This is a genomic window from Phyllobacterium sp. 01N428, assembly GCF_056399405.1.
On the sequence record NZ_JBFTRH010000001.1, the window covers coordinates 440250 to 464505 of the forward strand.

The 24256-nt window shown below is 58.8% G+C and carries 28 protein-coding genes and 1 tRNA gene; 22 read left to right on the plus strand and 7 right to left on the minus strand.

Annotated elements, in window-relative coordinates; genetic code table 11:
• Positions 1 to 135: 135 nt before the first annotated feature.
• Both AC1DNI_RS02095 and AC1DNI_RS02100 read left to right on the plus strand, forming a co-directional pair.
• Entirely contained in the window at positions 136 to 777 is a 642-nt protein-coding gene (locus tag AC1DNI_RS02095) for a TetR/AcrR family transcriptional regulator (protein WP_051614672.1), read from the plus strand.
• Positions 778 to 843: 66 nt separating this feature from the next.
• On the plus strand, positions 844 to 1623 hold the full coding sequence (locus AC1DNI_RS02100) for an SDR family NAD(P)-dependent oxidoreductase (RefSeq protein ID WP_477690642.1): 780 nt from the start codon (positions 844 to 846) through the stop codon (positions 1621 to 1623).
• A gap of 6 nt (positions 1624 to 1629) precedes the next feature.
• Here AC1DNI_RS02100 and AC1DNI_RS02105 read toward each other — a convergent pair whose 3' ends face one another.
• On the minus strand, positions 1630 to 2271 hold the full coding sequence (locus tag AC1DNI_RS02105) for an alpha/beta hydrolase family protein (RefSeq protein WP_477690643.1): 642 nt from the start codon (positions 2269 to 2271) through the stop codon (positions 1630 to 1632).
• Between the two features lie 10 nt (positions 2272 to 2281).
• The gene (locus AC1DNI_RS02110; protein ID WP_477690644.1) at positions 2282 to 3394 is read right to left on the minus strand and encodes a calcium:cation antiporter; all 1113 of its coding nucleotides are present in this window, start codon (positions 3392 to 3394) and stop codon (positions 2282 to 2284) included.
• A gap of 149 nt (positions 3395 to 3543) precedes the next feature.
• Between AC1DNI_RS02110 and AC1DNI_RS02115 the strand changes: the two genes are divergently transcribed.
• The 9 genes from AC1DNI_RS02115 to AC1DNI_RS02155 all read left to right on the plus strand — a co-directional run bounded on the left by AC1DNI_RS02115 (position 3544) and on the right by AC1DNI_RS02155 (position 9793).
• On the plus strand, positions 3544 to 4329 hold the full coding sequence (locus AC1DNI_RS02115; RefSeq protein ID WP_477690645.1) for an LssY C-terminal domain-containing protein: 786 nt from the start codon (positions 3544 to 3546) through the stop codon (positions 4327 to 4329).
• A 236-nt stretch (positions 4330 to 4565) separates the two neighbouring features.
• A complete protein-coding gene (locus AC1DNI_RS02120; RefSeq protein ID WP_153666715.1) occupies positions 4566 to 5081 on the plus strand; it encodes a DUF992 domain-containing protein in 516 nt (171 codons plus the stop codon).
• A gap of 68 nt (positions 5082 to 5149) precedes the next feature.
• Positions 5150 to 5752: a DUF922 domain-containing Zn-dependent protease gene (locus AC1DNI_RS02125; RefSeq protein ID WP_477690646.1), complete on the plus strand. Its 603-nt coding sequence runs from the start codon at positions 5150 to 5152 to the stop codon at positions 5750 to 5752.
• 103 nt (positions 5753 to 5855) lie between these two features.
• Positions 5856 to 6044, plus strand: a complete 189-nt coding sequence (locus AC1DNI_RS02130; RefSeq protein WP_091920409.1) for a hypothetical protein — start codon at positions 5856 to 5858, stop codon at positions 6042 to 6044.
• A 150-nt stretch (positions 6045 to 6194) separates the two neighbouring features.
• Complete coding sequence (locus AC1DNI_RS02135) at positions 6195 to 7883, plus strand: arylsulfatase (protein WP_228017428.1); 1689 nt, start codon at positions 6195 to 6197, stop codon at positions 7881 to 7883.
• Positions 7884 to 8397: 514 nt separating this feature from the next.
• Positions 8398 to 8664 (plus strand): hypothetical protein, encoded by a 267-nt coding sequence (locus tag AC1DNI_RS02140; RefSeq protein ID WP_477690647.1) that lies wholly within the window; start codon positions 8398 to 8400, stop codon positions 8662 to 8664.
• Positions 8661 to 8945 carry a hypothetical protein gene (locus AC1DNI_RS02145; protein ID WP_477690648.1) on the plus strand — a complete coding sequence of 95 codons (285 nt, stop codon included), beginning with the start codon at positions 8661 to 8663 and terminating at the stop codon, positions 8943 to 8945. The genes AC1DNI_RS02140 and AC1DNI_RS02145 overlap by 4 nt, the downstream gene beginning before the upstream one ends.
• A gap of 91 nt (positions 8946 to 9036) precedes the next feature.
• Entirely contained in the window at positions 9037 to 9288 is a 252-nt protein-coding gene (locus AC1DNI_RS02150) for a hypothetical protein (protein WP_477690649.1), read from the plus strand.
• Positions 9289 to 9457: 169 nt separating this feature from the next.
• A complete protein-coding gene (locus AC1DNI_RS02155; RefSeq protein ID WP_477690650.1) occupies positions 9458 to 9793 on the plus strand; it encodes a hypothetical protein in 336 nt (111 codons plus the stop codon).
• Positions 9794 to 10250: 457 nt separating this feature from the next.
• Here the strand turns inward: AC1DNI_RS02155 and AC1DNI_RS02160 are convergent, their stop codons facing one another.
• Entirely contained in the window at positions 10251 to 11219 is a 969-nt protein-coding gene (locus AC1DNI_RS02160) for a DUF4238 domain-containing protein (protein WP_477690651.1), read from the minus strand.
• 544 nt (positions 11220 to 11763) lie between these two features.
• Positions 11764 to 11854 (minus strand) — tRNA-Ser (locus tag AC1DNI_RS02165).
• A gap of 366 nt (positions 11855 to 12220) precedes the next feature.
• Between AC1DNI_RS02165 and AC1DNI_RS02170 the strand changes: the two genes are divergently transcribed.
• The 3 genes from AC1DNI_RS02170 (at position 12221) to AC1DNI_RS02180 (ending at position 14465) form a co-directional block, all read left to right on the plus strand.
• Positions 12221 to 12544, plus strand: coding sequence for a hypothetical protein (locus AC1DNI_RS02170; RefSeq protein WP_477690652.1), 324 nt, complete (start codon positions 12221 to 12223; stop codon positions 12542 to 12544).
• Between the two features lie 190 nt (positions 12545 to 12734).
• Positions 12735 to 13730: a BMP family lipoprotein gene (locus AC1DNI_RS02175; protein ID WP_027230697.1), complete on the plus strand. Its 996-nt coding sequence runs from the start codon at positions 12735 to 12737 to the stop codon at positions 13728 to 13730.
• 93 nt (positions 13731 to 13823) lie between these two features.
• A complete protein-coding gene (locus tag AC1DNI_RS02180; RefSeq protein WP_477690653.1) occupies positions 13824 to 14465 on the plus strand; it encodes a LysE family translocator in 642 nt (213 codons plus the stop codon).
• A 10-nt stretch (positions 14466 to 14475) separates the two neighbouring features.
• On the opposite strand, the gene AC1DNI_RS02185 is transcribed toward AC1DNI_RS02180, so the two are convergent.
• Positions 14476 to 14691 carry a SlyX family protein gene (locus AC1DNI_RS02185; RefSeq protein WP_027230695.1) on the minus strand — a complete coding sequence of 72 codons (216 nt, stop codon included), beginning with the start codon at positions 14689 to 14691 and terminating at the stop codon, positions 14476 to 14478.
• Positions 14692 to 14863: 172 nt separating this feature from the next.
• Here AC1DNI_RS02185 and AC1DNI_RS02190 point away from each other — a divergent pair, with 172 nt between their 5' ends.
• From AC1DNI_RS02190 to deoA, 7 genes are read left to right on the plus strand one after another with little or no spacing between them, the layout of a single operon-like run.
• On the plus strand, positions 14864 to 16396 hold the full coding sequence (locus AC1DNI_RS02190) for an ABC transporter ATP-binding protein (RefSeq protein WP_091947024.1): 1533 nt from the start codon (positions 14864 to 14866) through the stop codon (positions 16394 to 16396).
• On the plus strand, positions 16393 to 16944 hold the full coding sequence (locus tag AC1DNI_RS02195) for a cysteine hydrolase family protein (RefSeq protein WP_477690654.1): 552 nt from the start codon (positions 16393 to 16395) through the stop codon (positions 16942 to 16944). Before AC1DNI_RS02190 ends, AC1DNI_RS02195 begins: the two co-directional genes overlap by 4 nt.
• Positions 16941 to 18086 carry an ABC transporter permease gene (locus tag AC1DNI_RS02200; RefSeq protein ID WP_091947021.1) on the plus strand — a complete coding sequence of 382 codons (1146 nt, stop codon included), beginning with the start codon at positions 16941 to 16943 and terminating at the stop codon, positions 18084 to 18086. The genes AC1DNI_RS02195 and AC1DNI_RS02200 overlap by 4 nt, the downstream gene beginning before the upstream one ends.
• Positions 18086 to 19057, plus strand: coding sequence for an ABC transporter permease (locus tag AC1DNI_RS02205; protein WP_477690655.1), 972 nt, complete (start codon positions 18086 to 18088; stop codon positions 19055 to 19057). The genes AC1DNI_RS02200 and AC1DNI_RS02205 overlap by 1 nt, the downstream gene beginning before the upstream one ends.
• The gene (locus AC1DNI_RS02210) at positions 19057 to 19467 is read left to right on the plus strand and encodes a cytidine deaminase (protein WP_477691460.1); all 411 of its coding nucleotides are present in this window, start codon (positions 19057 to 19059) and stop codon (positions 19465 to 19467) included. The genes AC1DNI_RS02205 and AC1DNI_RS02210 overlap by 1 nt, the downstream gene beginning before the upstream one ends.
• A gap of 40 nt (positions 19468 to 19507) precedes the next feature.
• Entirely contained in the window at positions 19508 to 20308 is an 801-nt protein-coding gene (locus AC1DNI_RS02215; RefSeq protein ID WP_477690656.1) for a purine-nucleoside phosphorylase, read from the plus strand.
• Positions 20309 to 20314: 6 nt separating this feature from the next.
• Positions 20315 to 21628 (plus strand): thymidine phosphorylase, encoded by a 1314-nt coding sequence (deoA, locus tag AC1DNI_RS02220; RefSeq protein WP_477691461.1) that lies wholly within the window; start codon positions 20315 to 20317, stop codon positions 21626 to 21628.
• Between the two features lie 66 nt (positions 21629 to 21694).
• Here deoA and upp read toward each other — a convergent pair whose 3' ends face one another.
• Complete coding sequence (upp, locus tag AC1DNI_RS02225; protein WP_027230687.1) at positions 21695 to 22321, minus strand: uracil phosphoribosyltransferase; 627 nt, start codon at positions 22319 to 22321, stop codon at positions 21695 to 21697.
• Positions 22322 to 22353: 32 nt separating this feature from the next.
• On the minus strand, positions 22354 to 23373 hold the full coding sequence (locus AC1DNI_RS02230; protein ID WP_477690657.1) for an adenosine deaminase: 1020 nt from the start codon (positions 23371 to 23373) through the stop codon (positions 22354 to 22356).
• A 102-nt stretch (positions 23374 to 23475) separates the two neighbouring features.
• Here AC1DNI_RS02230 and ubiE point away from each other — a divergent pair, with 102 nt between their 5' ends.
• Positions 23476 to 24252, plus strand: coding sequence for a bifunctional demethylmenaquinone methyltransferase/2-methoxy-6-polyprenyl-1,4-benzoquinol methylase UbiE (ubiE, locus tag AC1DNI_RS02235; protein WP_477690658.1), 777 nt, complete (start codon positions 23476 to 23478; stop codon positions 24250 to 24252).
• Positions 24253 to 24256: the final 4 nt, after the last annotated feature.

The window sequence follows — 24256 nt, forward strand, 5'->3', positions numbered from 1 at the left end:
GTATAATTTCTCTATTAGTATTTGAATTAGTTATGTTATTTTGATAATAAGCGTGAAGCAGATGAGTCGGTTGGTTAAGATTTTCACCTCTTCGCCCCTGATTCATCGATGTGATAAAGCAATGGGAAAATGACTTTGGCCAAGTCCAAATCAGGTGTCAGAACGCGAGCCGGGTTCCGCCGTGAAGCTCCGGAGGATCGCCGCCGGCAATTGGCCGAGGCGGCTCTGCGCTGCATCGTCCGGCATGGAAATGCCGGGGTGTCGGCGCGGCAGATCGCCATGGAGGCCGGCGTCACGCAAGGGCTGATCACCCATCATTTCGGCGAGATAAACGAATTGGTGGCCCATGCCTTCGACATCATGTCCGATGGCATGCTTGATACGGTCATGACGGCCGTTGACAGCGCTTTGCCCGAGCCCAAAGCGAGGCTGGAGGCCTTTGTCGAGAACTCATTCTCGCCGGCGCTGTTCGATCGCGACGTGCTTGGCGTTTGGGTCGTTTTCTGGGGCCTGATCCTGCACTCGCCGCGCATGAGCGCCTCGCAGAAGGGCGAATATACCGCCTATGTCGTCACCGTCGAGAAACTGATTACGGACTATGCCGAGGCGGAGGGCTGCGCGATAGCCAGTCCGCGTCTTGCCGCGATTGGCTTCACGGCGCTGATGGACGGCCTCTGGCTCGCCTGGTGCTTGAATCCCGAGGCATTCCAGCCTGAGGAAGGCATCCGGATCGGCAAGAACTGGATCGAGGGATTGCGGCTCGGTGCCTTCGCCTGACCGTCTCTAGGCCGATTTCACACCTCCATGCTATGGTCGGCCTTGGGAGAACGAGGAGGATAAATCGTGGCACAGCCGAGTGAACATGCACCCAATTTCAGTCTGGACGGCAAGGTAACGCTGGTCACCGGCGCATCGCGCGGCATAGGCAGAGCCTGCGCACTTGCCTGTGCTGCCGCTGGCTCCGACATCGTCCTCGGCTTGCGCGACATTTCGGGTTCATCCGATCTGATCACCGAAATCGAGGCCATGGGACGCAAGGTCCTGCCGGTCCGACTCGATATTTCGCAGCGCGCGGACATAGAAAGTGCGGTCGAGGCCGCTCTGCAACAATTCGGGCGCATCGATGTGCTCGTCAACAATGTCGGCGTTGCGCCGGGCGATCTTGCCGAACGCGTCTCGGAAGCGGCGGTTGACGAGATTCTGCAGGTCAATATCAAGGGCACGTTCCTGATGACCCAGACTGTTGCCCGCCACATGATCGACCGCAAGGCAGGCCGCATCATCAGCATCAGTTCGCAGGCGGGAACCGTTACGCTGCGCGGCGAGGCGATCTATTGCATGAGCAAGGCCGCGATCAACCATCTGAGCCGGTGCCTTGCCGCCGAATGGGCGCCCTATGGCATAACCGTCAACACGGTCGCACCAACCTTCATCTGGACAGACGGGACCAGGCCCGCGCTTGCCGACAAGGATTTCCACGACCAGACGCTCGCGCACATCCCACTCGGACGGATCGGCGAAACCCGCGATGTGGTGGGCGCCGTCGTTTTCCTGGCATCACCGGCCGCATCGATGGTCACGGGTTTGAACCTGCTCGTCGACGGCGGCTGGTCAATCGCCTGAAACGACCTAACGCTTCAGGCCCTCTGCCCAGCCCGCAACTGTGGTGGCCAGTGTGTTCAGGTGATCGGCGGCCGAAAAGCCGGATATGCTCTTGCGCGGCTTGAGATCGTGATCGCCATCTTCAAGCCAGAGGATTTCGATCTTGTCGGAAAGGTCATAACCCGCAACCTCCTCCCTCTTGCCGAATTCGTCGCGCGTTCCCTGGCAGATCAAGGTCGGCGTCATCAATCCTGCAAGATGCTTCGTACGCAATTGGTGCGGTTTGGCCGGCGGGTGGAATGGATAGCCGAGGCAGAGCAATCCGCTGATCGCGCCAGCCGCATGGAGTTCATCGGCGATCATGCTGGCAACCCTGCCGCCCATCGATTTGCCGCCGATGATCAGGCGCTTCGGTTTGCCGAGCGCGGCGATGGCGTCGACATATTCGGGTTTGAGCGTCTCGGCACGCGGTGGCGGCTTGCGTCCTGCCGAGGTGCGTCGCGCCGCCATATAAGAAAACTCGAACCGCGCCACCCGAAAGCCCGCTTCGGCGAGAGCCTTGGCCGTTGCGGTCATCGAAGCAGAGTCCATCGGCGCGCCGGCGCCATGTGCGAGGAGAATGGTGACCGGCGCATCGTCACTGCCGTTGAAGAGGAACCTGCCCTGCATTTCAGTCTGCCTATTTGGTGGTGACGAGGAGGATGAAGGCCACGAAAACCACGAGATGAACGAGACCCGTCAACACGTTGGTTCGTCCCGTTCCGAAACTGTGGATGCTGATGCCGAGAATAAGAGCAAGCAACACCGAGTCGCCCCCTGGCAGGCCGAGCGTCAGTTCGCGGCCGGTAATGACGCTGGCAATGCCGATGGACGGTATTGTCAGACCGATCGTCGCGAGCGCCGATCCGAGTGCAATGTTGAGACTACGCTGCAATTCGTTGTTCATGGCGGCGCGGATTGCCGACAGGGCCTCGGGCAAGAGGACAAGCGTTGCAATGAGTGCGCCGACAATGGCGTCCGCCTGCTGGACGCCGATCGCATCGAGACCGTTCTCGACGCCGATTGCCACCCGTTCAGCGAGGAGGACAATGCCGAAAAGCCCGATCATCAAAAGGACGGCGTTGATCCACGAACCTTCGCCGGGATGTGCGTGCCCGGCGTGTGTGCCTTCGGCGTCACCGATGTCATCGACGAAATCATCGGGGTGCCGAACCGTCTGCGCGAAGACGAAGCTTCCGTAGAGCAAGGCAGAGCAAATGCTCACGAAGGTGAGCTGCAAACGCGAAAATGTGCCGGGTGCGTCATGCAGGGTGAAATTCGGCAGGATCAGCGTCAGGACGGCAAGCGCCGTAAGCACGGAAAGAATCGCGCTCGTGCCTTGCCGTTTCATCTCCTGCTGGCGGTGCTGCATACTGCCAAGCGTAAGGCAAAGACCCACGACCCCGGCACAAACGATCATGACCGTCGAGAACACCGATTCCCGCGCCAGAGTCGGGTTGTTTTCCCCATGCAGCATCATGGCGAGGATGATTGAAACTTCCACAGTGGTAACGGCAAAGGTAAGGAGCAATGTGCCGTAAGGTTGCCCGAGGCGTAGCGCCAGGCCTTCCGCATGCTGCAGGACGACAAACACGGTGGCGAGGAGCAAGGCGATTGCAAGCGCGGAAACGACGATGCCGATGCCGTGACGCCCCGCGCCGACCGGCACCTTCGCCACTTGAATGCCGACCGCAAGGGCAAGGCAGGCAATCGGAATCAGATAGCGATGGATTGAAATGGGTCGTGGGGCCATGAACGATCCGGGTCAAGCGAGTGCACGCTATTCCTACCACTCCTCCCGGAACAGGCCTAGCCCGACCTGCATCCAGAGATTGCATTTCGTATTTTGCCAAGCCGTGCGAAGATCGATCTGCGTATCTAGGGGAACCACGCGGGGGAAACATGAAGCGCTTGCTCATCGGGCTTGGAGTCGTGGTCGCGGTTTACCTCCTGCTGGCCTATGTGATCCTGCCAGCCGCCTGGACCCATTACGAGCGCCAGCCCGGTCTTGCACGGCGCCCCATGGTGACGATGACGGCCGGCGGAATGCCTGGCGACCCCTTGAATGTTGGACTGATCGGCAGCCGCGAGGATGTCGTTCGCGTCATGCACGCTGCCGGATGGTATCCTGCCGATCCGGTCACCCTGCGCTCGAGCATCGATATCATCGGCAGCGTCGTCTTCGACCGGGCATATAAGAGCGCGCCCGTAAGCCTGCTGTTCTATGATGGGCGCCATGAGGACCTTGCGTACGAAAAACCCGTGGGGGACAGCGCCCGCCATCGCCACCATGTGCGCCTGTGGGAAGTGCTGCAGTCGGGCGAGGAAGGACGCCCGGTATGGCTCGGTTCTGCGACGTATGATGCGCATGTTGGCGTCAGCGAATATACCGGCCAGGTGACGCATGACATTTCACCCGATGTCGACCGGGAGCGGGACTTTTTCGCGGGCAGTCTCAGCGAGGCCGGGATGGTCAACGCCATCTACGAGGTTTCCGGGGTCGGCCCGACGCTGAATGGGCGCAATGGCGAAGGCAGCCGATATTTCACAGACGGTGAAATTCACATGCTGGATCTGGTCAAGGACGGGCAGAAGCGCACGGCGCCGCCGCAGGTGCTGCCGCCTCCGCCTTTCATCGAGGCGAAGGACCAGGCCTGGCACGGCGTCAAGAACATGCTCGGCTTTTGATGCGTGATGTTGCGCTTCTCGAATCAAATTACCGCAGCTTATCAACGCGATGCCTTCAAATTGACCCAAAGGAGGAGGTACCATCAAGTGTCTGAAATTTGCGCATCCAAACATGCTGTTGACATCATCCGTTCCAATTGTCCCAATTGGAACCGTTCTGCGTGGAAACCGTTGCCCCAACCGTAGCCGACGATCAAATACCCAAGGTCCGCAGGCCGAATCTTAAGGAGAAAATCATGAAAAAGACCTTTGCAATGGTGCTTACTGGAGCTTTGCTGGCAGGTGTTGGAGCGGGCTCCGCCAATGCCGCTGATATGGCGCGCTACCAGAGCCCGGATGCGCGCGGCGGTGTCAGGATCGGCTTTCTCGACTGCACGATCGGCGGCGGTGTCGGCTATCTTCTAGGCTCGGCGAAAGAGATCGACTGCATTTTCCGTTCCAGCCTGACCGGCGATCGTTCGGAGCGCTACTCCGGTGCGATCAGGAAACTCGGCGTCGACCTCGGCTTCACGACACAAAGCCGCTTGCTGTGGGCGGTGTTTGCACCAACGGCCGGCTATCATCGCGGCTCGCTGGCTGGCGTCTACAGCGGCGCGACAGCGGAGGCCACCATCGGCGCGGGTATCGGCACCAATGTGCTCTTTGGCGGCACCGCAGGTTCAATTCACTTGCAGGCGATCAGCGTGACCGGGCAGATTGGCTTGAACCTGGCCGCAACGGGAACGTCGATGACGCTCGCTTCGGCGAACTGACCTTCAGTTGCCCCTTCCGCTCGCCGGAAGGGGCATTTCCATCGATATCGAATTGAGCGGGGGCTCACGTGAACAGGATCGTCCAGCGCGCGCTCGTTGCCGTATGCCTTATTGTGCTTCCAGCGACGGCCAACGCTGCCTGGCAGGCGGTCGAACAGGTCGAAACCTATGCAATCAGGGGTAAGTCGGGCGCCGAACTCTACGCCTCTATTGGAGAGCGCGGTCCGCAACTTGGGGGTGGCAAGGTCCGCACCATCGCCCATACCAACTTCAAGCTGACATGGCGGCGAAACTACCAGAATCAGGGCACCGCCTGCACGCTGGTGTCGGCGCAGCCGAAGCTGATCATCACCTATACGCTTCCGAAGCCTGCCGAACCTCTGCCGCCTTCAGTGCGAGCCGGTTGGGAGACCTTCTTAAGCGGCATCGAGACCCATGAAAGGGTCCATGGCGATACAATCAAGGACATGGTCAAGGCAATCGAGGCATCTACCGTCGGACTGTCCGTGCCCGATGATCCCAAATGCCAGAAGATCAGGTCCGAGATGACCAGACGGCTTTCCGCATTGTCGCTGGCGCAGCGGCAGAAGAGCCGGGATTTCGACAAGGACGAAATGAGCGAGGGCGGCAATGTTCACCGTCTCATCCTGCAACTCGTAAACGGGTCCTGAGACACGCGGCTCGTCAATCCACCCTGCCCAAAGGGATGCCCTGACGGCACTTTGCCGGCGTGATATTCTGAGCCCGATCAAGTTTTGATCGGGGGATACACGAATGAAAGCCTTTGCCTTGACGCTTGCAGCGCTCGCGCTCGTCGGCTGCATGGGAAACAAGATCGAACCGCCCTATATCACGCCGCAATCATCGATCTATGGGGCACCGCAGGCAAGGCTGGCAGGACGTTGCTTGCCGGCGGTCAACGGCCATGGGAAGGCTGCTGTCTGCATCAAAAAGTACCCGTGACAAGGTACGCGGGGGCGCGCTCCGGGTGTAGCCTACCGTAAGTTACCTGTCTGGCCTTCCTTATTGCAGTAACCTTTCCATGCGCGTGGCCCATCATAGCCAAAGCCTCTGCCCGGCAGCGTGGGCCCGCCGCCAACGGAGGTTACGGTCATGGGTTCAAGTAGGCTCAAATACTTTGCCGCGGCAGTGGCATTGACTGGTACGTTTCTATCGCCGGTCGCAAATACGGCGCAGGCTCAAAACAGCAAGCCCAATATTGTCGTCATCATGGGCGACGATGTGGGCTGGTTCAACATCGGCGCCTATCACCGGGGCATCATGTCCGGAAAAACGCCCAATCTCGACAAGCTGGCGTCCGAGGGCATGATGTTCACCGACTACTATGCTGAAGCGAGTTGCACGGCCGGCCGGGCAAGTTTCATTACCGGTGAAATACCATTGCGTACCGGGCTGACGACGGTTGGCCAGGCCGGGGCAGATGTCGGGATGCCCGACAAGGCCGCGACCATTGCTGCCGCCCTCAAGACCGAAGGCTATGCAACGGGTCAATTTGGGAAGAACCATCTCGGCGATCTGAACAAGTTCCTGCCGACGCTGCATGGCTTCGATGAGTTCTTCGGCTATCTCTATCATCTTGATGCCATGTCTGATCCCTACTGGTATTCCTTCCCCGACGATCAGTCATACCGCGACAAGGTCGGGCCCCGTAATCTCGTGCATAGCTTTGCGACGGACACCGATGACGCGACCGAGCAGCCGCGTTGGGGCAAGGTCGGCAAGCAGCGCATCGTCGACGAGGGTCCACTGGCGCCTTACCCGGACATGTCCAATGTGCCGAACATGCACGACATAACGCCCAAGGCGAAGTACGACATGGGAACGTTTGACGAAGTGCTGGTCAAGGCTTCGTGCGACTTCATGGACAAGGCCAAGACCGAAAACAAACCGTTCTTCGTTTGGCACAACACGACGCGCATGCACGTCTGGACGTTTCTGTCGCCAAAATACCAGGCGCTCATGAACAGCACGTCCAACTATGGGCTCGAAGAGGCCGGAATGGCGCAACTGGATGACAGCGTCGGCGCCATCCTGAAATGCATCCAGGATTCGGGCGAGGCAGACAATACCATCGTCCTCTTTACGACTGACAATGGTGCGGAAGTATTTACCTGGCCTGATGGGGGCATGACGCCTTTCAAAGGCACGAAAGGCACCGTGATGGAAGGCGGCTTCCGGGCACCGGCCATTATCCGTTGGCCGGGGAAGGTCAAGCCCGGGACGGTCGAGAATGGCATCTATTCCGCGCTTGATTGGTTCCCGACGCTGGTGGCGGCAGCTGGAAACCCCGATATTACCGACCAGTTGCTCAAGGGTGTGAAACTGGGTGAAACTACCTACAAGAACCATCTCGATGGCTACAATCAGATGGATCTCTTGCTGGGCAAAGGCCCCTCCGCACGGCACGAATTCTTTTATTTCGGCGGACCCCAACTCGGTGCAGTACGCATTGATGATTTCAAGTTCCAGTTCTTCCAGCAACCACAAGGTTGGCCCGGTGCAAAGGTTACGACCGACATGCCGACCATGGTCAATATCCGCCAGGACCCGTTCGAGCGGACACCGTCGATTGGCGAGCAAAGCCTCAACGATCTCGGCGGAGGCTATATGAACGACTTCTTCGCCCGCGAGTTCTGGAGGTTCGTCAGTGTTCAGCAGGAGGTCGGAAAACTCGCGCTGACGGCGGTCGACTACCCGCCAATGCAGGACCCGGCGTCATTCAACCTCGATGCTGTCAAGCGGCAGATCGATGCCGCAATCAAGAACAAACCAGGCAACTAGGCCGGTCTGGATTGTGTGCGGCGGGCGGCTCAAAAGGCCGCCCGTTGCCTGTGCACGCAGTAGCCTATTCGTCGTTGGAAGGTCGTCCTCGCATTCGCCGCCGGACGATGAAAAAGGCCCAAACGAGCACGATCAAAAACATCGCGCCGAATGCGTAGCTCAGAATATTTGTCGAGAAGACATTGGCTGAATAAGTCATCATTGTTTTTGCAATCTTGGAAATAATCGCGCCATTTTAGAATTTTTCACAATTATGCTTTTGAATTCGGCGCATGTCATATTTCAAACTGAGCAATCAGACTTTTGTTCCGTTCCGCCTTGCAAGTAAAATTGAAATTCATGTCTACAATATTTGGTTTATTATTGAATCTTTTGGCCACAAACCGCAATTAAAGCGCAATTGACGCTCAGGCTGCTGCTCTCGTCTATTGGCCACAATCTGGCTCTTCGCGCAAATCCTCGACCCGCCATTGCCTCCAAATCGCCGAGTGCAGCTTGTGATGGGGGAATTGGCATGAACCCGCGTACCAAACGTTTGATTGCTCATTTTCGGGAACCCTTCGCCTTGCGCGGATTGGACGGCGTTCAGCCCGCCGGTGAATACGATGTCGATGTAGACGAGGAAATGATCGAGGGCCTGTCCCGGCTCGCTTATCACCGCGTGGCGACGTTTGTCCACGTTCCGGCAAGGGGCTCGAAAGCGCATCGAACGCAGCTTGTTGCAATCGATTATGACGAACTCGAAATGGCACTGAAAAAAGAACAGGAAACAAACAGATGAATATCCACCGACGCTACAAGTTGCCGGTAACCCCGCCGCATCGGTTTGCAATCGGCCAGCAAGTCCGCCTGCGCAGCGGCGGCGGCGCAGCGATGAAGAGCACTGCCACCTTCGAGATTCTGGCGAGGCTTCCGCCCCTGGGTGGCTCGTTCCAGTATCGTATCCGTGACGCAGCAGAGAAACACGAACGGATGGCCACTGAAGATAATCTTGAAGCCATCGATATCTGGAGCAGCGGCGACCGCGACAGTCTGCGGGCACTTGCAGACGTACGTTCATGAATGGCCCAACAGCAGGCATTTAAAAAGCCGATGCGCGGACACTGCTGCGCGGTTTATCCAACGCGGAGATCATGGCGAAAGGACTAGTATTTTGGCGAGGAATACCGTGCGGACAGCCCGCCACACTTTCATCGAAAACCTAAGGCTTGTCATTGCCGAGTACCAGGCAACAAGGGAGCGCCTTATTGCCGGAACCGATCAGGTGTTCAGCACCGGAAAGTACGGAGGCGTAGACATTTCGGTCGAAACGGCGGCACACTACAAGCAACTCATCTCGCACTATAAGGCCGTCGTCCTGCGCTTCGAGAATGAGCAGACACGCAAAGTCCAGCCGAAACTTTGAACCGGTATGCCAAAGCGCGTGGTCACAGGAAACCCAACGACAGCAATGTGATCGACGCATGATTGACTTAACGGTGATTTGAGCGCGTTAGTCAGTGGTCGTCAGGCATGCAATGGCCGCTGACGCTTGAGAGTATCTGCTCCCGCCTTTTAACCGCGAGGAGACAGACATGTTCCCTATCTATCATTCCATAACCAGCCCCCATCACCTGCGCGCCGCCGACTGGCTTGTGCTGCAGGCTGCCCATGAAAGCGCATCGAAGAACCTTGGTCGATCGCCGAACGGTCACCGCTACTCTGACCGCTTGGCCAGGCAGGTTTTACGCCTGTTTGAATTGGGGCATCGCGACATAGCCATCATCGCGGCAGTCGCCGCACAGACGGAACGGGCCCAGGCCCAGCATTCGTACAGCCTGAACAAGATTCTGACGCTCGTTCCCGCGAATGAGCAGGCGCGGCAATACCGGTTGTCCGGCTGCGGGCAGAGCCTTGACGGTTACCACTGACTGTTCCGGTTTTTACTGGTCGCTGGCGGCAGGCATCCACTTCTAAAGAAGTGGGCTAGGCCCGCGCGATCACGGTGTTAGAGGCGCATCATGGCCCAAAAAATTGACGGGAAACTCCAGTGCGAGGAATGCCGCACGATCTACCTGAGCATCCCCCGAATAGACAACGATGACGGCCCGGTCTTTTGCAGCGAATGCGGAGCATATATGGGGCGTTGGCGGGATGTCCGATCGGAATTTTCCGCGCAAGGCGGCCAAAACGGCGTGTTCGAATTGTCGAATGGTCAAATCATCCGCATCGAGTTTTATGGCAAGACACCGCGACGCGGACCCTAGCCGCCGAGGCATCTGTCGCGAACGGGATGTTCGGGAAGCGATGGGCGATTGGTGCTCTTGCCTAAGTTGAATATTAGTAATCTCCCCAAGCATCCCCCCGTGAAGTCACGATGCGCTGCAACTACTCGACCAAGCTCGTTCGAGGGTAGTTACCATTATTGTTAATCTCTAGAGTGTCGGTAGGCTGATTTCGCTTTCGGCGTTCTACAGCAACCTGTTCCATGATCCGGATTTGTGGCCTGATACCAAACCATTTCTGCACGAAACTAAGCTGCTTATCGTTCGTGCCATATACGAAGCGCTTGGCGCCACTGACCACTTGTCGGTTGGATTCTTTTACAAGTTCGCGTCGAGGTACATTCACAATGCTCTGAATGGTGGATGGATGCAGCGAAGCGATAAACAGACGTGTCGGTCCGATGGGAAGGGCGATATGTCCGCCCGGCGCTTTTAGATTGTGAGTTCGGATGACCGGACGGTCCGAGGTTAGAAGCTCTAACCCGGTAAAGGAAGTGTCGAGGACCTTCCACCGCATCTCGTTGATTGTCCCGCCGATTGAAGTGTTATCGACTAATCCAAAGAAGACCTCGAACAGCGTCTTCTCTAACATGGCAATTGGTTGAGCCGCCAAAAAATCTGCAAACGTTGGAGGATCGTCGTGTTCTCGAACCCCAGCGTACCGCGCCTCGCTGTCAGTATCCGTTGTTCTGAAGTCTTCGTACCAGAGGGCTCTGAAGTGATCGATATCCTCAGGACAACGCAATAGGAGCGATAAGATAAATCTGGTCCAAGCACTTCGATTGTGGCTGTTCCATCTAAGCTTCTGAGGCCCGCCTTCTAGTAAAGCCAATGCGTCTGCTGCCCATCCATCGACAGGTTTGAAAAAGTTCTCTTCTACTTGCTGCGCGAGGCCCGGTTCAAAATCTCGGAGCGTGTACAACCGGCGCAAAAATCCTGTCGCGTTGGAGTGTACCCGCTTGGGGACCACTGTTTTGTACGGCCTACTGAACTCACAGATTAGTTCGTCCGGTCCCGCCCACCTCTTGGTGTAGAAGGCAGGAATATAGTGATGTTTGTCCGGAGCGTTCATGGATGGGTTGCCTAGAATTCAGTCATTTCCACCGTCCTACAGGCGCTTTCAGGTGCATGTAAAGTCCACAGGTATCGGTTACCTCACACGATTGACGGGAGCGCCACCGCAAAAGAATCTATCCCTTGGTCGAGCAGCTCTAAAGTGTCATAACTATATGGAATGAAATAATAATATTTGCTACTGTGCTCGATTTGCAGGAGTCCGTCCGATATCCGCTTGTTGCGGATTTAGCTATTCAGTAAGGGAACACATAGCGATGCCTTAGAAACCAATCCCCCGATTTTCTCTCGTACTTGAGACCCGCGCTCACAGTTGGGGTTCAAGGAGAAGTGGTACAAGTAGTATCACGACCTTGACGGGAACTGGGCGAAGGACATCCCCCGTTCAAAACACGGACTACTCAGTGAGTAGAATTGATGTCCGGGAGAGTTACTGATGTCGTGAGCAGGTCTAGAATATTGCTATAAATAGTGGTCTAAATGATCGAGCAAATATTTTCTATGCTAATGATTTTCATAATAAATATGCAAAATATGGAAACTGGCGGAGAGAGCGGGATTCGAACCCGCGTTACGCTTTTGACGTAAACACACTTTCCAGGCGTGCGCCTTCAACCACTCGGCCACCTCTCCGCAGAACGTCCGGCATCTGCCGGGCGGGTCGATAATATCGGCCGCAAATGCCGGCCGTGAGCACCGTCAAACCATCGGTCACTCTTTTTTGAAGCATGCACGGCGCTGTCGATGGTTAGCCGACAGCGACCCCGTGCGGCGCGCAATATAGTCAGAACAGGCACTTGTTCAACACCTATTTCAGTTTTATCGCGCTTTGCCGCAATTTCTCAAATTTGACGCTGATTTTACTGGGAGTTTTCGCGAAAATTTCATCACGTGCCGTCAAAATGCCGGTAAGGTCGCGTTCATTCGTGTCCTCTTATGATCGCCGGCGATGCCTGTCGGCCCGATCGCGATCAGGGCGCAAGATTCTGGAGTGGTTGAGTGATCCGTGCGTTTCTAAGGCTGCTTGCCTATATTTCCCTGAGCCTGGCGATTATCGCCGCAGTCCTGGACGCTGCCCGTTCCGTCGGGGCGTCGCGTCTGGTCATGACATCGCTGCGCGACAGCTGGCAGTCCTTCTCGCCTTCAACCCTTGTCCCAACCGAAGACTATATCCGCTCGCATCTCTATCCCATGCTATGGGATCCCCTGATGCTGTGGATCTTCGAAACGCCGACCTTCATCATCTTCGCGGCGCTGGCTTTTGTGCTTTACGTGCTCGGCCACCGGCGCGAGCAGCGGGCAGGGCGATTTGCAGCCCGCTGATCCGATCTAACCAACTGACATAACTCGATATTTGCGCAATATTTGACCGGTCAGCAAAATTCCGCGTGAATTTTGCCTGCGGGCATGCCAGATTGAATTTTGGGGCGGGGGCCATCCTGGGTTGCCGCCACGATTTCGAGGATCGACGGCAGGTTGGTTCTTTCAACAAAAATCCAGAGGGTTGGTTCAAATGAAGCGCATTCTTCTCGGTCTCATGGCCGCCACAGCATTGTCAGTCTCGGCTTTTGCCGCCGATGACAAGCCGGCCGTGATCTATGATCTGGGCGGCAAGTTCGACAAATCATTCAACGAGGCCGCGTTCAACGGCGCCGAGAAGTACAAGACGGACTCGGGCGTCAAATATCGCGAGTTCGAAATCCAGAACGAGGCACAGCGCGAACAGGCCCTGCGCAAGTTTGCTTCGGACGGCAACTCGCCGATTGTCATCGCCGGTTTCTCGGCCGCAGCCGCCATCGAAAAGGTCGCAACGGAATTTCCTGACACCAAGTTCGTCATCATCGATGCGGTCGTCGAGAAGCCCAATGTTCGCTCCGTCGTCTTCAATGACAATGAAGGCTCCTACCTCGTCGGTGTGATCGCCGCCAAGGCTTCGAAGACCGGGACGGTCAGCTTCATCGGCGGCATGGACGTTCCGCTCATCCGCAATTTCGCCTGCGGCTATGTCGGCGGCGTCAAGGCCACGAACCCGGATGCAAAGGTCATCCAGAACATGACCGGTGATACCCCGGCTGCATGGAACGATCCGGCCAAGGGCGGCGAAATCGCCAAGTCACAGATCGACCAGGGCTCGGATGTGGTCTTTGCTGCCGCTGGCGGCACCGGCATCGGTGTGCTGCAGGCCGCCGCTGATGCGGACAAGCTCGCAATTGGTGTCGATTCCAACCAGAACGGTCTCCATCCGGGCAAAGTTTTGACATCGATGATGAAGCGCGTCGACGTTGCAACCTATAATGCCTTCAAGGACGGCGCTGACGGCAAATTCACCGCAGGCGTCAATGTCCTTGGCGTCAAGGAAGGCGGCGTCGATTATGCGGCCGATGAAAACAACGCCAAGCTTTTGACCGACGACGTCAAGACGGCGGTCGAGGCGGCCAAGGCCGATATCATCTCGGGCAAGATTAAGGTCCACAATTACAACACCGACAATGCCTGCCCCTACAAGTAAGCCTTGACCCATAAGCACTTCAGAAGCCGCCGATGGTGACATCCGGCGGCTTCGTCGTTAGTACTGGACGCATTCAAACCCCGGGAGCTCGCCGTGACTGCTTTTGCCGTACTCCTCAGCATTCTCGCCGCCATCGCCATGGGCGCCATGAGCCCAGGCCCGAGTTTTGTCCTCGTCTCGCGCATATCCGTCGCCTCATCGCGAAGCCATGGGCTCGCATCGGCGCTCGGCATGGGCGTCGGGGGCGCGTTCTTTGCGGCGCTCGCCGTCCTTGGACTGACTGCGCTGCTACTGAAGTTCGAATGGCTCTACACGGTATTGAAGCTTCTTGGCGGGGCATATCTTGTCTACCTCGCCGTCAAGATTTGGCGCGGCGCATCCGAACCGCTCGCTGTGCCGGGTCCGAGCGGCGAGGGTAGAGGTCTTTCCGTACGGCGGGCATTTCTCGTCGGCCTTTTCACCCAGCTCAGCAATCCGAAGACGTCGATCGTCTATGCCAGCATCTTTGCCGCTCTGATGCCGCAATCGCCGCCTCTCTGGCTGCTTCTCGCTCTTCCGCCCATGCTCTTTTGCGTCGAGGCCGGATGGTACACGATCGTGGCGCTCGCCTTTTCCGGTACGCGCGCCCGCGTCGTCTACATGCGTTTGAAACGCTGGATCGACCGCGGCGCCGGCGCAGTCATGGGCGCCCTCGGCGTGAAGTTGATGGCGGAAGCGATCAAGGCCAAGGCCTGATTGTCAATCCTCAATAATGCGGCGGCTTGGTAATTGGGATATCCGGTGTCGCCTGTTCTTCGAGAACAAGGAAGCGGTCGGTCAACGCCCCGAGCTGGCGGCGCATGGCTTCGATTGTCTTCCACTGCTCGGTGATCTGGCCGGAAAGTTCCTCAATGGTCTTCTCCTGCTCGGTGACGATAATCTCGAGGCGCGTCAAACGATCTGGCCGGTCTTCCGTCGTCATGGCTCGTCTCCATTGCCGTGCGGTTTACTCTCTAGGCGGTGGGCGATCCCGGTGCAAGGCTCGTCGCCCGATGGCTGTTGAATCTTGCGTTTCTTGACTGGAAAGAAAAAAATCCCGTGTTAGGGTCGAAACGCGAAAAGACGATAAAAGCTGCAAAACAGCGGATGGGGATATGGCCGAACCGGCAATCGAACTTGTTGGAATTGATAAGCGCTTTGGTGCGGTTCACGCCAATCGCGACATCCATATGCTTGTCGAAAAGGGCACGATCCACGGCATTATCGGCGAGAACGGCGCCGGCAAATCGACACTGATGTCGATTCTCTATGGTTTTTACCAGGCTGACAGTGGCGAGATCCGCATTAACGGCGTGCCGGTGAAGATACCGGATCCGAACGCCGCCATCGGCCTTGGTATCGGCATGGTGCATCAACACTTCATGCTGGTCGAGAACTTCACGGTCCTCGAAAATGTCATGCTCGGCGTCGAGGGCGCGCCCCTCCTGAAGAACGGCATTGCCAAGGCAAGGGCGGAACTGAAGCGGCTCGAGCGCGAATACCAGCTCGATGTCGATCCGGACGCGCTGATCGAGGAACTGCCCGTTGGCTTGCAGCAGCGGGTGGAAATTTTGAAGGCGCTCTATCGCGGCGCGGAAATTCTGGTTCTCGACGAACCGACTGGGGTTCTGACGCCGCCCGAGGCGGATCACCTTTTTCGCATTCTCGAACAATTGAAGGATCAGGGCAAAACCATCGTGCTCATCACGCACAAGCTGCGCGAGATCATGGCGGTGACGGATAATGTGTCGGTCATGCGCCAGGGCTCCGTCGTGGCAACGCGAAAGACCGACGAGACGACGGTGGAGGAACTCGCTGAACTGATGGTTGGCCGCCGCGTGCTCCTGCGCGTCAAGAAGGGCGAGGCAAAGCCGGGCGAGATCAAGCTTTCGGTCGAGCACCTTACCGTGCGCGACAGCCGCGGCGTCGTCATGGTGGACGACGCATCCTTCACCGTACGCGCCGGCGAGATCGTTGGCATTGCCGGTGTCGCCGGCAACGGCCAGTCGCAGCTTATCGAAACCATCGCCGGGATTCGAACGGCAGTTTCGGGCCGCGTGCTGCTCGACGGCCAGGTCATCGACATCACCGGCGCCGCCGACCCTGGCGAACTGCGCGATCGCGGCCTCGCGCATGTGCCGGAAGACCGGCACCATATGGGTCTTGTTCTTGCCTTTGAGGAATATGAAAACTCGATCCTCGGCTACCATGACGACCCGCTTTATCTTCGCGGACCGTTTCTCGATATCGAGGCGATCCAGGCGGACGCACGCAAGAAGATCGAGAAATACGATATCCGTCCCGGCGATCCGCGCCTGAAGACGGCGAACTTCTCCGGCGGCAACCAGCAGAAGATTGTGCTCGCGCGTGAGATGGAGCGCGATCCCGGTGTGCTCATTATCGGCCAGCCGACGCGCGGCGTCGATGTCGGCGCCATCGAATTCATCCACAAGCGCATCATCGAAATGCGCGACGCCGGCAAGGCGGTGCTTCTTGTTTCCGTTGAGCTCGACGAGATACGTTCCCTGTCGGACCGTATTCTTGTGATGTTCGCCGGCCGCATTGTCGGCGAAAGGGATTCCGATGCCAGCGAAGGCGAGCTCGGACTGTTGATGGCGGGTGTCGAAGCGAAGGAAGCAGCCGAATGACGACCCAGGCACTCCTCATCATCGACGTTCAAAAAGCGATCGATGATCCGAAATGGGGCCGGCGCGGCCAACCCGGTGCGGAGGCAGCGATAGCACGTTTGCTTGCCGCATGGCGCGAGCGGCGTTTGCCAGTCATCCACATCCGCCACGATTCCACCGATCCGCAGTCCCCCTACCGGCCCGGCACTGACGGCAATGACTTCAAGCCGGAGGTCGAACCGCAATTGGGCGAGCCCGTCGTCGACAAACGCACCAACAATGCCTTCATCGGCACCGATCTCATGGATGTGCTGGACGAATTGCAGGTCCGCAGCCTGGTCATTGCCGGCGTGCTTCTCGAAAACTCTGTCGATGCCACGGTGCGCATGGCCAGCAACCTCGGGTTCGAGGTGACGATCCCCGAGGATGCGGTCGCAAGCATCGACCGCAAGGATCGGAACGGCAAAGTGTGGAGCGCCGAAGACGTGCATGCGCTGTCACTGGCCATTCTCGATGGCGAATATGCCCGCATTTCAATAACTGACGCCATCATCGAGACCTTGCCATGAGCCAGCCCTTCGCCAAATTGCCTGCCTGGGCCGATTACGGGCTTCTGCCGCTGATCAATCTGATCGTTGCATTCCTTGTGGCAGGCCTCGTTGTGATGCTTGTCGGCGAAAGCCCGATCGACGCGGCGGTTCTGATGGTAAAGGGCGCCTTCGGCTCCGGCGACGGTGTCGGCTACACGCTCTACTACGCCACCAACTTCATCTTTACCGGGCTCTGCGTTGCGGTCGCGTTTCATTGCGGCCTCTTCAATATCGGCGGCGAGGGTCAGGCCTATATTGGCGGCCTGGGCGTGACCATTGTCGGCCTTGGACTTGGCAATTCCCTGCCCTGGTGGCTGGTATTTCCGCTCGCGATCCTCGCCTCGGCACTGGTCGGCGCTCTCTGGGCTCTGATCCCGGCATGGCTGCAGGCAAAGCGCGGCTCGCATGTCGTCATCACCACGATCATGTTCAACTTCATTGCCGCCAGCATCATGGTCTACCTTCTGGTCGGCGTTCTGAAGCCGCTCGGCAGCCAGGCTCCGGAAACCCGGGTCTTCGGCGATGGCGGGCAATTGCCGGGCCTCGGCTGGCTGCTCAATATCATCGGCCTCGACATGCGCTCGGCCCCTCTCAACATCAGTTTCCTGCTCGCGCTTCTGGCCGCCTTCCTGGTTTGGCTGCTGATCTGGCGCACCAAGCTCGGCTATGAAATTCGCACCATGGGCTTCAGCCCGAAGGCTGCCCGCTATGCAGGCATCAGCGAGTTGCGGATCATCATCATCACCATGATGATTTCCGGCGCCCTCGCCGGGATGATGGCGCTGAACCCGATCATGGGCGCCCAGCACCGCATGCAGCTCGATTTCGTGCAAGGCGCGGGTTTCGTTGGCATCGCCGTCGCGCTGATGGGACGTTCCCATCCGGTCGGCATCGTGCTCGCGGCAATTCTCTTCGGTATGCTCTATCAGGGCGGCGCGGAAATCGCTTTCGACATGCCCAATATCTCGCGCGATATGATCGTCATCATCCAGGGTCTCGTCATTCTTTTTGCCGGCGCGCTCGAGCATATGTTCCGCCCGTCGTTGCAGCGCATTTTCCAGCGCGTGGGCCGGGTGAAGCGGGAGACTGCATCGGTGGTCACAGCTGGGGGCGGGCAATAATGGATTTTCTGATCACCCTGCTGCAGCTCTTTGATTCAACGATCCGCCTCTCGGTGCCGCTGCTGCTCGCCTGCCTGGCGGGTCTCTATTCCGAGCGATCAGGGATCTTCGATATCGGGCTTGAGGGCAAGATGCTCGCCGGAGCCTTTGCGGCCGGCACGGTTGCGGCCTGGTACGGCTCCGCCTGGGCGGGGCTTCTCGCTGCCGTCCTCGTATCCGTCGCGCTCGGTCTTGTGCATGGTTTTGCCTCGATCACGCATCGCGGCAACCAGATTGTGTCGGGCGTTGCCATCAACTTCATCGCGGCGGGAACCACCGTCATCCTCGGACAGGCATGGTTCAGCCAGGGCGGGCGCACGCCGTCCCTGCCGAATACGGCACGTTTCAATCCGATCAATCTTCCGGGCGCCGAGGCAATGCGAAGCGTCCCGATCATCGGCCCGATCTATTACGAACTGATCTCTGGTCATTCTATCCTGGTCTATCTCGCCTTCCTGCTTGTCCCCTTCACCTGGTGGGTGCTCTACCGCACGCGCTTCGGCCTGCGTCTGCGTGCCGTGGGCGAAAACCCGGCGGCGGTCGATACCGCGGGCGTATCTGTACCCTGGCTGCGCTATCGCGCCGTCATCTGCTGCGGCGTGCTTTGCGGCGTTGCCGGTGCCTATCTTGCCACCGCCCAGGGCGCCGGCTTCGTCAAGGACATGACGGCCGGCAAGGGCTACATAGCGCTTGCGGCATTGATCTTCGCCAAATGGCGTCCGGTGCAGGCAATGTTCGCTTGCCTGCTCTTCGGCTTTCTCGATGCCGTTGCTATTCGCATGCAGGGCCATCCCATGCCCCTGATCGGCGAGGTGCCCGTGCAATTGATGCAGGCGCTTCCCTATATTTTGACCATCGTGCTGCTCGCCGGCTTTATCGGCAAGGCGATCCCGCCCAAGGCCGGGGGCGTTGCCTACGTGAAAGAAAGATGATGACCAACAGCAACGACCTTTTCGACGCGGCCTATGCCGCGATGCAGAAGACGCATTCGCCTTATTCGCAGTTCCCGGTCGGCGCAGCGATCCGCACCAGCGACGGGCGCATCTATTCGGGTTGTAACATCGAGGTTGTCTCCTACCCGGAAGGCTGGTGCGCCGAAACGACGGCGCTCTCGCACTTCGTCATGGGCGGCGGCGGCACGATCACCGAAATCGCTGTCGTCGCCGAGAAGAAGGCGAAATGCACCCCCTGTGGGGGCTGCCGCCAGCGGCTAGCGGAGTTTGCCGGCCCCGATGTGCTGCTCCACCTTTGCGACAATGACGGGATTGTCGAGACTTTGACGATGAAGGAGATTTTCCCCTTCGGCTTTGAAGCGGAAGTCCTCGGAGGAGCAAAGGAATGATGAACATCCATCACGTTGCTCTCGCCCCTGTGGGTGCCGCATGATCGCACCAGCAACCGGCGCTCTCATCAAGAAGCTCAACGGCCTTGCGCCACGCGTGGCACTGGTGCTCGGTTCGGGGCTCGGCTCGTTGGTCGATGCCGTCGAAAATCCGGTCCGTATCCCCTATGCCGACCTGCCGGGCTTCCCGCATAGCGGCGTCTCCGGCCATGCCGGAGAAGTCGTTGCCGGTTATTTGTCCGGCAAGCCGGTCCTTATGCTAGCTGGGCGATCGCATTACTACGAGAAGGGCGATGCATCGGTCATGCGCCCGGTAATTGCAGCGCTTGCGGACCTCGGCATCGAGATGTTGATCCTCACCAATGCCGCAGGTTCAGTGCGCCACGATATCGCGCCGGGCGGCGTCATGCTGATCGACGATCACATCAACTATTCGGGGCTCAATCCGCTGATCGGGGAACCCTCTGATCAACGCTTTGTCGGCATGACCACAGCCTATGACCAGAAGCTCAGGGACGCCATCATCCTTGCCGCCAGCGAGGCGGGAGAGAAGATCACCTCCGGCGTCTATATGTGGTTTTCTGGCCCATCCTTCGAAACGCCCGCCGAAATTCGCATGGCTCGCACGCTCGGCGCCGATGCGGTCGGCATGTCGACAGTACCGGAAGTCATTCTCGCGCGGTTCTTCGGCCTGCGCGTTGCGGCCTGCTCGGTCGTCACCAATTACGGTGCCGGCATGACCGGCGCTGAACTCTCGCACGAGGAAACCAAGGACATCGCACCGATGGGTGGCGCGCGCCTGCAGAAGATTATCCGGGTGCTGATCCGGGAGATTGGCTGACCCATGCTGTTGCCCCAGGAAATCATTCGCCGCAAGCGCGATGGCGAGACACTCGACGCCGCGGACATCACCGCTTTCGTCAATGCCATGAGTTCGGGCTCAATCACCGAGGGCCAGGTCGCTGCATTCGCCATGGCCGTTTTCTTCAACGGCATGAAGCGCGACGAAGCTGTGGCGTTGACCCTCGCCATGCGCGATTCCGGCGATATTCTGGACTGGTCCGATTTGCCCGGGCCCGCTGTCGACAAGCACTCGACCGGCGGCGTCGGCGACAATGTCTCGCTGATGCTGGCGCCGATCGCTGCGGCCTGCGGCGCCTATGTGCCGATGATCTCCGGCCGTGGGCTTGGCCACACGGGCGGCACTCTCGACAAGATGGACGCGATCCCGGGTTATCGCAGCCAGCCGGACAATGCCTTGTTTCGCAGGGTGGTGCACAGCGTGGGCTGCGCCATTATTGGCCAGACGGCAAACCTGGCGCCCGCCGACAAGCGCTTTTATTCGATCCGCGACGTCACCGCGACGGTGGAATCGATCCCGCTGATCACCGCCTCGATCCTGTCGAAGAAACTGTCGGCTGGGCTTAACGCGCTTGTGCTGGACGTCAAGGCTGGCAATGGCGCTTTCATGGCGAAGACCCGCGACGCGGTTGCTCTCGCGGAAAGCATCGTGGGGGTGGCGCAGGGCGCCGGGCTCATGACGACGGCGCTGCTTACCGACATGAACGAGCCGTTGGCACTGGCGGCTGGAAATGCCGTGGAGGTCAAGATTGCCGTCGATTTCCTGACCGGCGACAAGCGCGACAGCCGGCTCGAGGATGTGACGCTTGCGCTTGCCGCCGAAATGCTGGTTTCGGGCAAACTGGCTGCCAACCACAAGCTCGCAATGGAGAAGGCCCGCGAAGCGCTTCACAGCGGCAAGGCGGCGGAGATCTTCGGGCGCATGGTGGCTGCCCTCGGCGGTCCAACCGATTTGATGGCGCGGCCCCGCCACTATTTGCCGATTGCGCCAATTACCCGTGAAGTGAAAGCGCCGGCCCCGGGCTTCGTCTCGTCAATCGATACGCGCGGCATCGGCGTCGCTGTGGTCGCGCTCGGCGGCGGGCGCATCCGCCCCCAGGATCCCATCGACCATGCCGTAGGCATCACTGATCTGCAGCCGATCGGTGCCAGGATGGAAGCGGGCGAGCCGATTGCATTGGTCCATGCACGCAGCGACGACGATGCGGCAGCAGGCGTTCGCGCCATCGAGCAGGCGTTCAGCTTTTCGGAACGCAAGCCGCGGACCGTAAGCCCCGTCCTGCGGCGCGTCGGCGGTTAAGCACCAAACTTTCAGAAGTTTGTGATCTCACGCTCACCCTTGCAGGGGGCGAGGTTCCCCGGAAGGCTATTTCGTCCCGTACATGCGATCGCCGGCATCGCCGAGACCCGGCACGATGTAGCCCTTTTCGTTCAAATGATCGTCGATCGCCGCAGTAAAGACCTGCACGTCGGGATGCGCCGTAGTGAAGCGCTCGATACCTTCGGGGGCCGCGAGGAGGCACAGGAAGCGGATGTTGCTCGCGCCGCGGTCCTTCAGCTTCTGAATCGCGGCAATGGCGGAGTTTGCCGTTGCGAGCATCGGATCGACGACAATAATAAGCCGGTTAACGATGTCTTCCGGCGCTTTGAAGTAATATTCGACCGGCTGCAGCGTTTCGTGATCGCGGTAGAGCCCGATATGTGCAACGCGCGCTGCCGGGACGAGATCGAGCATGCCTTCGAGAAGGCCGTTGCCGGCGCGCAGGATGGAGGCGAAGACCAGTTTCTTGCCCTCGATCACCGGCGCATCCATCTCGGCCAGCGGCGTCTGGATCTTGATCGTGGTCAATTGCAGGTCGCGCGTCACTTCATAGCAGAGCAGCAGGGAAATTTCCTTCAGGAGCCGCCGGAAGCCGGCGGTCGAGGTATCCTTGTCGCGCATGATGGTTAGCTTGTGCTGGACAAGCGGATGAGAAACGAGCGTCACGCCCATGGAAATCCCCTTCACTCTTTTACGCGGCGATCTTAGCCTTTCGGCGCCGGTCCCGCAAAGATCTCAACCGAAGCGCGCACAGTTTTGTCCGCTGCGAGACGTTGGATCAATGAACGCCTCGTATCCTCGTCGATGAATGCCGCCTTGAGGGCCGTCTCGGTCACGGCGACGAGGCCCGCCTCGTCATAGCCAAAATTGTTGGCCGCGATGGCATATTCGCGGGTAAGATCCGTATGGAAATAGGGCGGATCGTCGGCATTGAGCGTTACCGGGACGCCGGCGCGAGCCAGCGCCGGCAAGGGATGGGCGGCAAAGTCAGGATAGACGCCGAGCGCGATGTTCGATCCCGGGCAGCATTCAAGGACGATCTGCTCGGCGGCAAGGCGCTTGACGAGGTCCGGATTCTCGATGGCCCGCACTCCATGGCCGATGCGCGTGGGCTTGATGGCATCGAGCGCGGCGGCCACGCTTTCCCAGCCGCAAAGCTCGCCCGCATGCACAGTTATGCCGAGGCCTGCATCGCGAGCGAGATTGAACGCGGCGGCAAAATCACCCGGGCGATGCATACGTTCGTCTCCGGCCATGCCGAAGCCGGTGACCAGCGGATGCGGGTTCTCCACGATATAGCGGGCCGCCGCCAATACGGCTTCGGGACCCTTGTGGCGCAGGCCCGTCGCGATCAGGCGCCCCTCAATTCCGGTTGCTGCCTTGGCGCGGCTCGTGCCCTCGGCAAGGCCCTCGATGTAGGCGCGCGGATCGAGACCGGCGCTGATCGCGTGATCAGTGGAAATGAACACTTCGGAATAGATGCAATCGTGCCGGCTCAGCGCTAAAAGGTAATCTTCGGCGAGGTCGGCATAGTCTTCTTCCGTGCGAAACAGCATGGATGCCTGGTCATAGGCCTGAAGGAAAGACGTGAAATCGTCCCATACGAATTTTTCGTCCTGTATGAAGCCGGAAACATCGACGCCGTATTTTGCCGCCTTCCGCTGCACCAGCGGCACGGACGCGGCGCCTTCTATATGGCAGTGCAACTCAGCTTTCAGAACCATCAAGCCACCCAAACGCGTCGCTTCATCGCGCAAGAGGACAATAGCGTTGCGCGAACTAATCTTCTATGGTTCGCCGCAAATAGAGTAGATCAGGTAATCGAGATGAGCCAGCAACGCACCGGCGCCCATGGCGGCATGGAAACTTCATTCGGGTTTCAGGACGTCAGCGACGGCGAAAAGCAGTCGCGTGTCAACGATTTATTTCACCGCGTTGCCAAGCGCTACGACGTGATGAACGATCTCATGTCGGGCGGCATGCACCGGGTCTGGAAGGACTCGATGATTGCCTGGCTGTCCCCCTCGCGCACGGCCAACTGGAAAGTCCTTGACGTTGCCGGCGGTACCGGAGACATCGCGTTCCGGATCGTGGAAGCCTCCGGCCGCAACGCCCATGCAACCGTGCTCGACATCAATGGTTCAATGCTCGGCGTCGGGCGCGACCGTGCCGTGAAGAAGGGCCTCGCGGAGAATCTCGAGTTTGTCGAAGCCAATGCGGAAGAGCTTCCCTTTGCCGATGCGAACTTCGATGCCTATACGATTGCCTTCGGTATCCGCAACGTTCCGCACATTGATCGTGCCCTTGCCGAGGCCTTCCGTGTCCTGAAGCCGGGCGGGCGCTTCATGTGCCTTGAGTTTTCCGAGGTGGAACTGCCGATCCTCGACAAGGTCTATGATGCCTGGTCGTTCAACGCCATCCCGAAGATCGGCAAGGCGGTGACCGGCGATGCCGACAGCTACCAGTATCTTGTCGAATCGATCCGCAAGTTTCCGCGCCAGGCCGATTTCGGCGAAATGATCCGCAAGGCAGGCTTTGAGCGCGTTACCTGGCGCAATTTCACCGGTGGAGTGGCCGCCCTGCATTCCGGCTGGAAGTTGTGAATTC

Coding starts and splice junctions, on each gene's coding strand:
- AC1DNI_RS02105 (WP_477690643.1), bottom strand. CDS start 2,271: ATGCAGGGCAGGTTCCTCTTCAACGGCAGTGACGATGCGCCGGTCACC.
- AC1DNI_RS02110 (WP_477690644.1), bottom strand. CDS start 3,394: ATGGCCCCACGACCCATTTCAATCCATCGCTATCTGATTCCGATTGCC.
- AC1DNI_RS02115 (WP_477690645.1), top strand. CDS start 3,544: ATGAAGCGCTTGCTCATCGGGCTTGGAGTCGTGGTCGCGGTTTACCTC.
- AC1DNI_RS02120 (WP_153666715.1), top strand. CDS start 4,566: ATGAAAAAGACCTTTGCAATGGTGCTTACTGGAGCTTTGCTGGCAGGT.
- AC1DNI_RS02130 (WP_091920409.1), top strand. CDS start 5,856: ATGAAAGCCTTTGCCTTGACGCTTGCAGCGCTCGCGCTCGTCGGCTGC.
- AC1DNI_RS02135 (WP_228017428.1), top strand. CDS start 6,195: ATGGGTTCAAGTAGGCTCAAATACTTTGCCGCGGCAGTGGCATTGACT.
- AC1DNI_RS02140 (WP_477690647.1), top strand. CDS start 8,398: ATGAACCCGCGTACCAAACGTTTGATTGCTCATTTTCGGGAACCCTTC.
- AC1DNI_RS02145 (WP_477690648.1), top strand. CDS start 8,661: ATGAATATCCACCGACGCTACAAGTTGCCGGTAACCCCGCCGCATCGG.
- AC1DNI_RS02155 (WP_477690650.1), top strand. CDS start 9,458: ATGTTCCCTATCTATCATTCCATAACCAGCCCCCATCACCTGCGCGCC.
- AC1DNI_RS02160 (WP_477690651.1), bottom strand. CDS start 11,219: ATGAACGCTCCGGACAAACATCACTATATTCCTGCCTTCTACACCAAG.
- AC1DNI_RS02175 (WP_027230697.1), top strand. CDS start 12,735: ATGAAGCGCATTCTTCTCGGTCTCATGGCCGCCACAGCATTGTCAGTC.
- AC1DNI_RS02185 (WP_027230695.1), bottom strand. CDS start 14,691: ATGACGACGGAAGACCGGCCAGATCGTTTGACGCGCCTCGAGATTATC.
- AC1DNI_RS02190 (WP_091947024.1), top strand. CDS start 14,864: ATGGCCGAACCGGCAATCGAACTTGTTGGAATTGATAAGCGCTTTGGT.
- AC1DNI_RS02195 (WP_477690654.1), top strand. CDS start 16,393: ATGACGACCCAGGCACTCCTCATCATCGACGTTCAAAAAGCGATCGAT.
- AC1DNI_RS02200 (WP_091947021.1), top strand. CDS start 16,941: ATGAGCCAGCCCTTCGCCAAATTGCCTGCCTGGGCCGATTACGGGCTT.
- AC1DNI_RS02205 (WP_477690655.1), top strand. CDS start 18,086: ATGGATTTTCTGATCACCCTGCTGCAGCTCTTTGATTCAACGATCCGC.
- AC1DNI_RS02210 (WP_477691460.1), top strand. CDS start 19,057: ATGACCAACAGCAACGACCTTTTCGACGCGGCCTATGCCGCGATGCAG.
- AC1DNI_RS02215 (WP_477690656.1), top strand. CDS start 19,508: ATGATCGCACCAGCAACCGGCGCTCTCATCAAGAAGCTCAACGGCCTT.
- upp (WP_027230687.1), bottom strand. CDS start 22,321: ATGGGCGTGACGCTCGTTTCTCATCCGCTTGTCCAGCACAAGCTAACC.
- AC1DNI_RS02230 (WP_477690657.1), bottom strand. CDS start 23,373: ATGGTTCTGAAAGCTGAGTTGCACTGCCATATAGAAGGCGCCGCGTCC.
- ubiE (WP_477690658.1), top strand. CDS start 23,476: ATGAGCCAGCAACGCACCGGCGCCCATGGCGGCATGGAAACTTCATTC.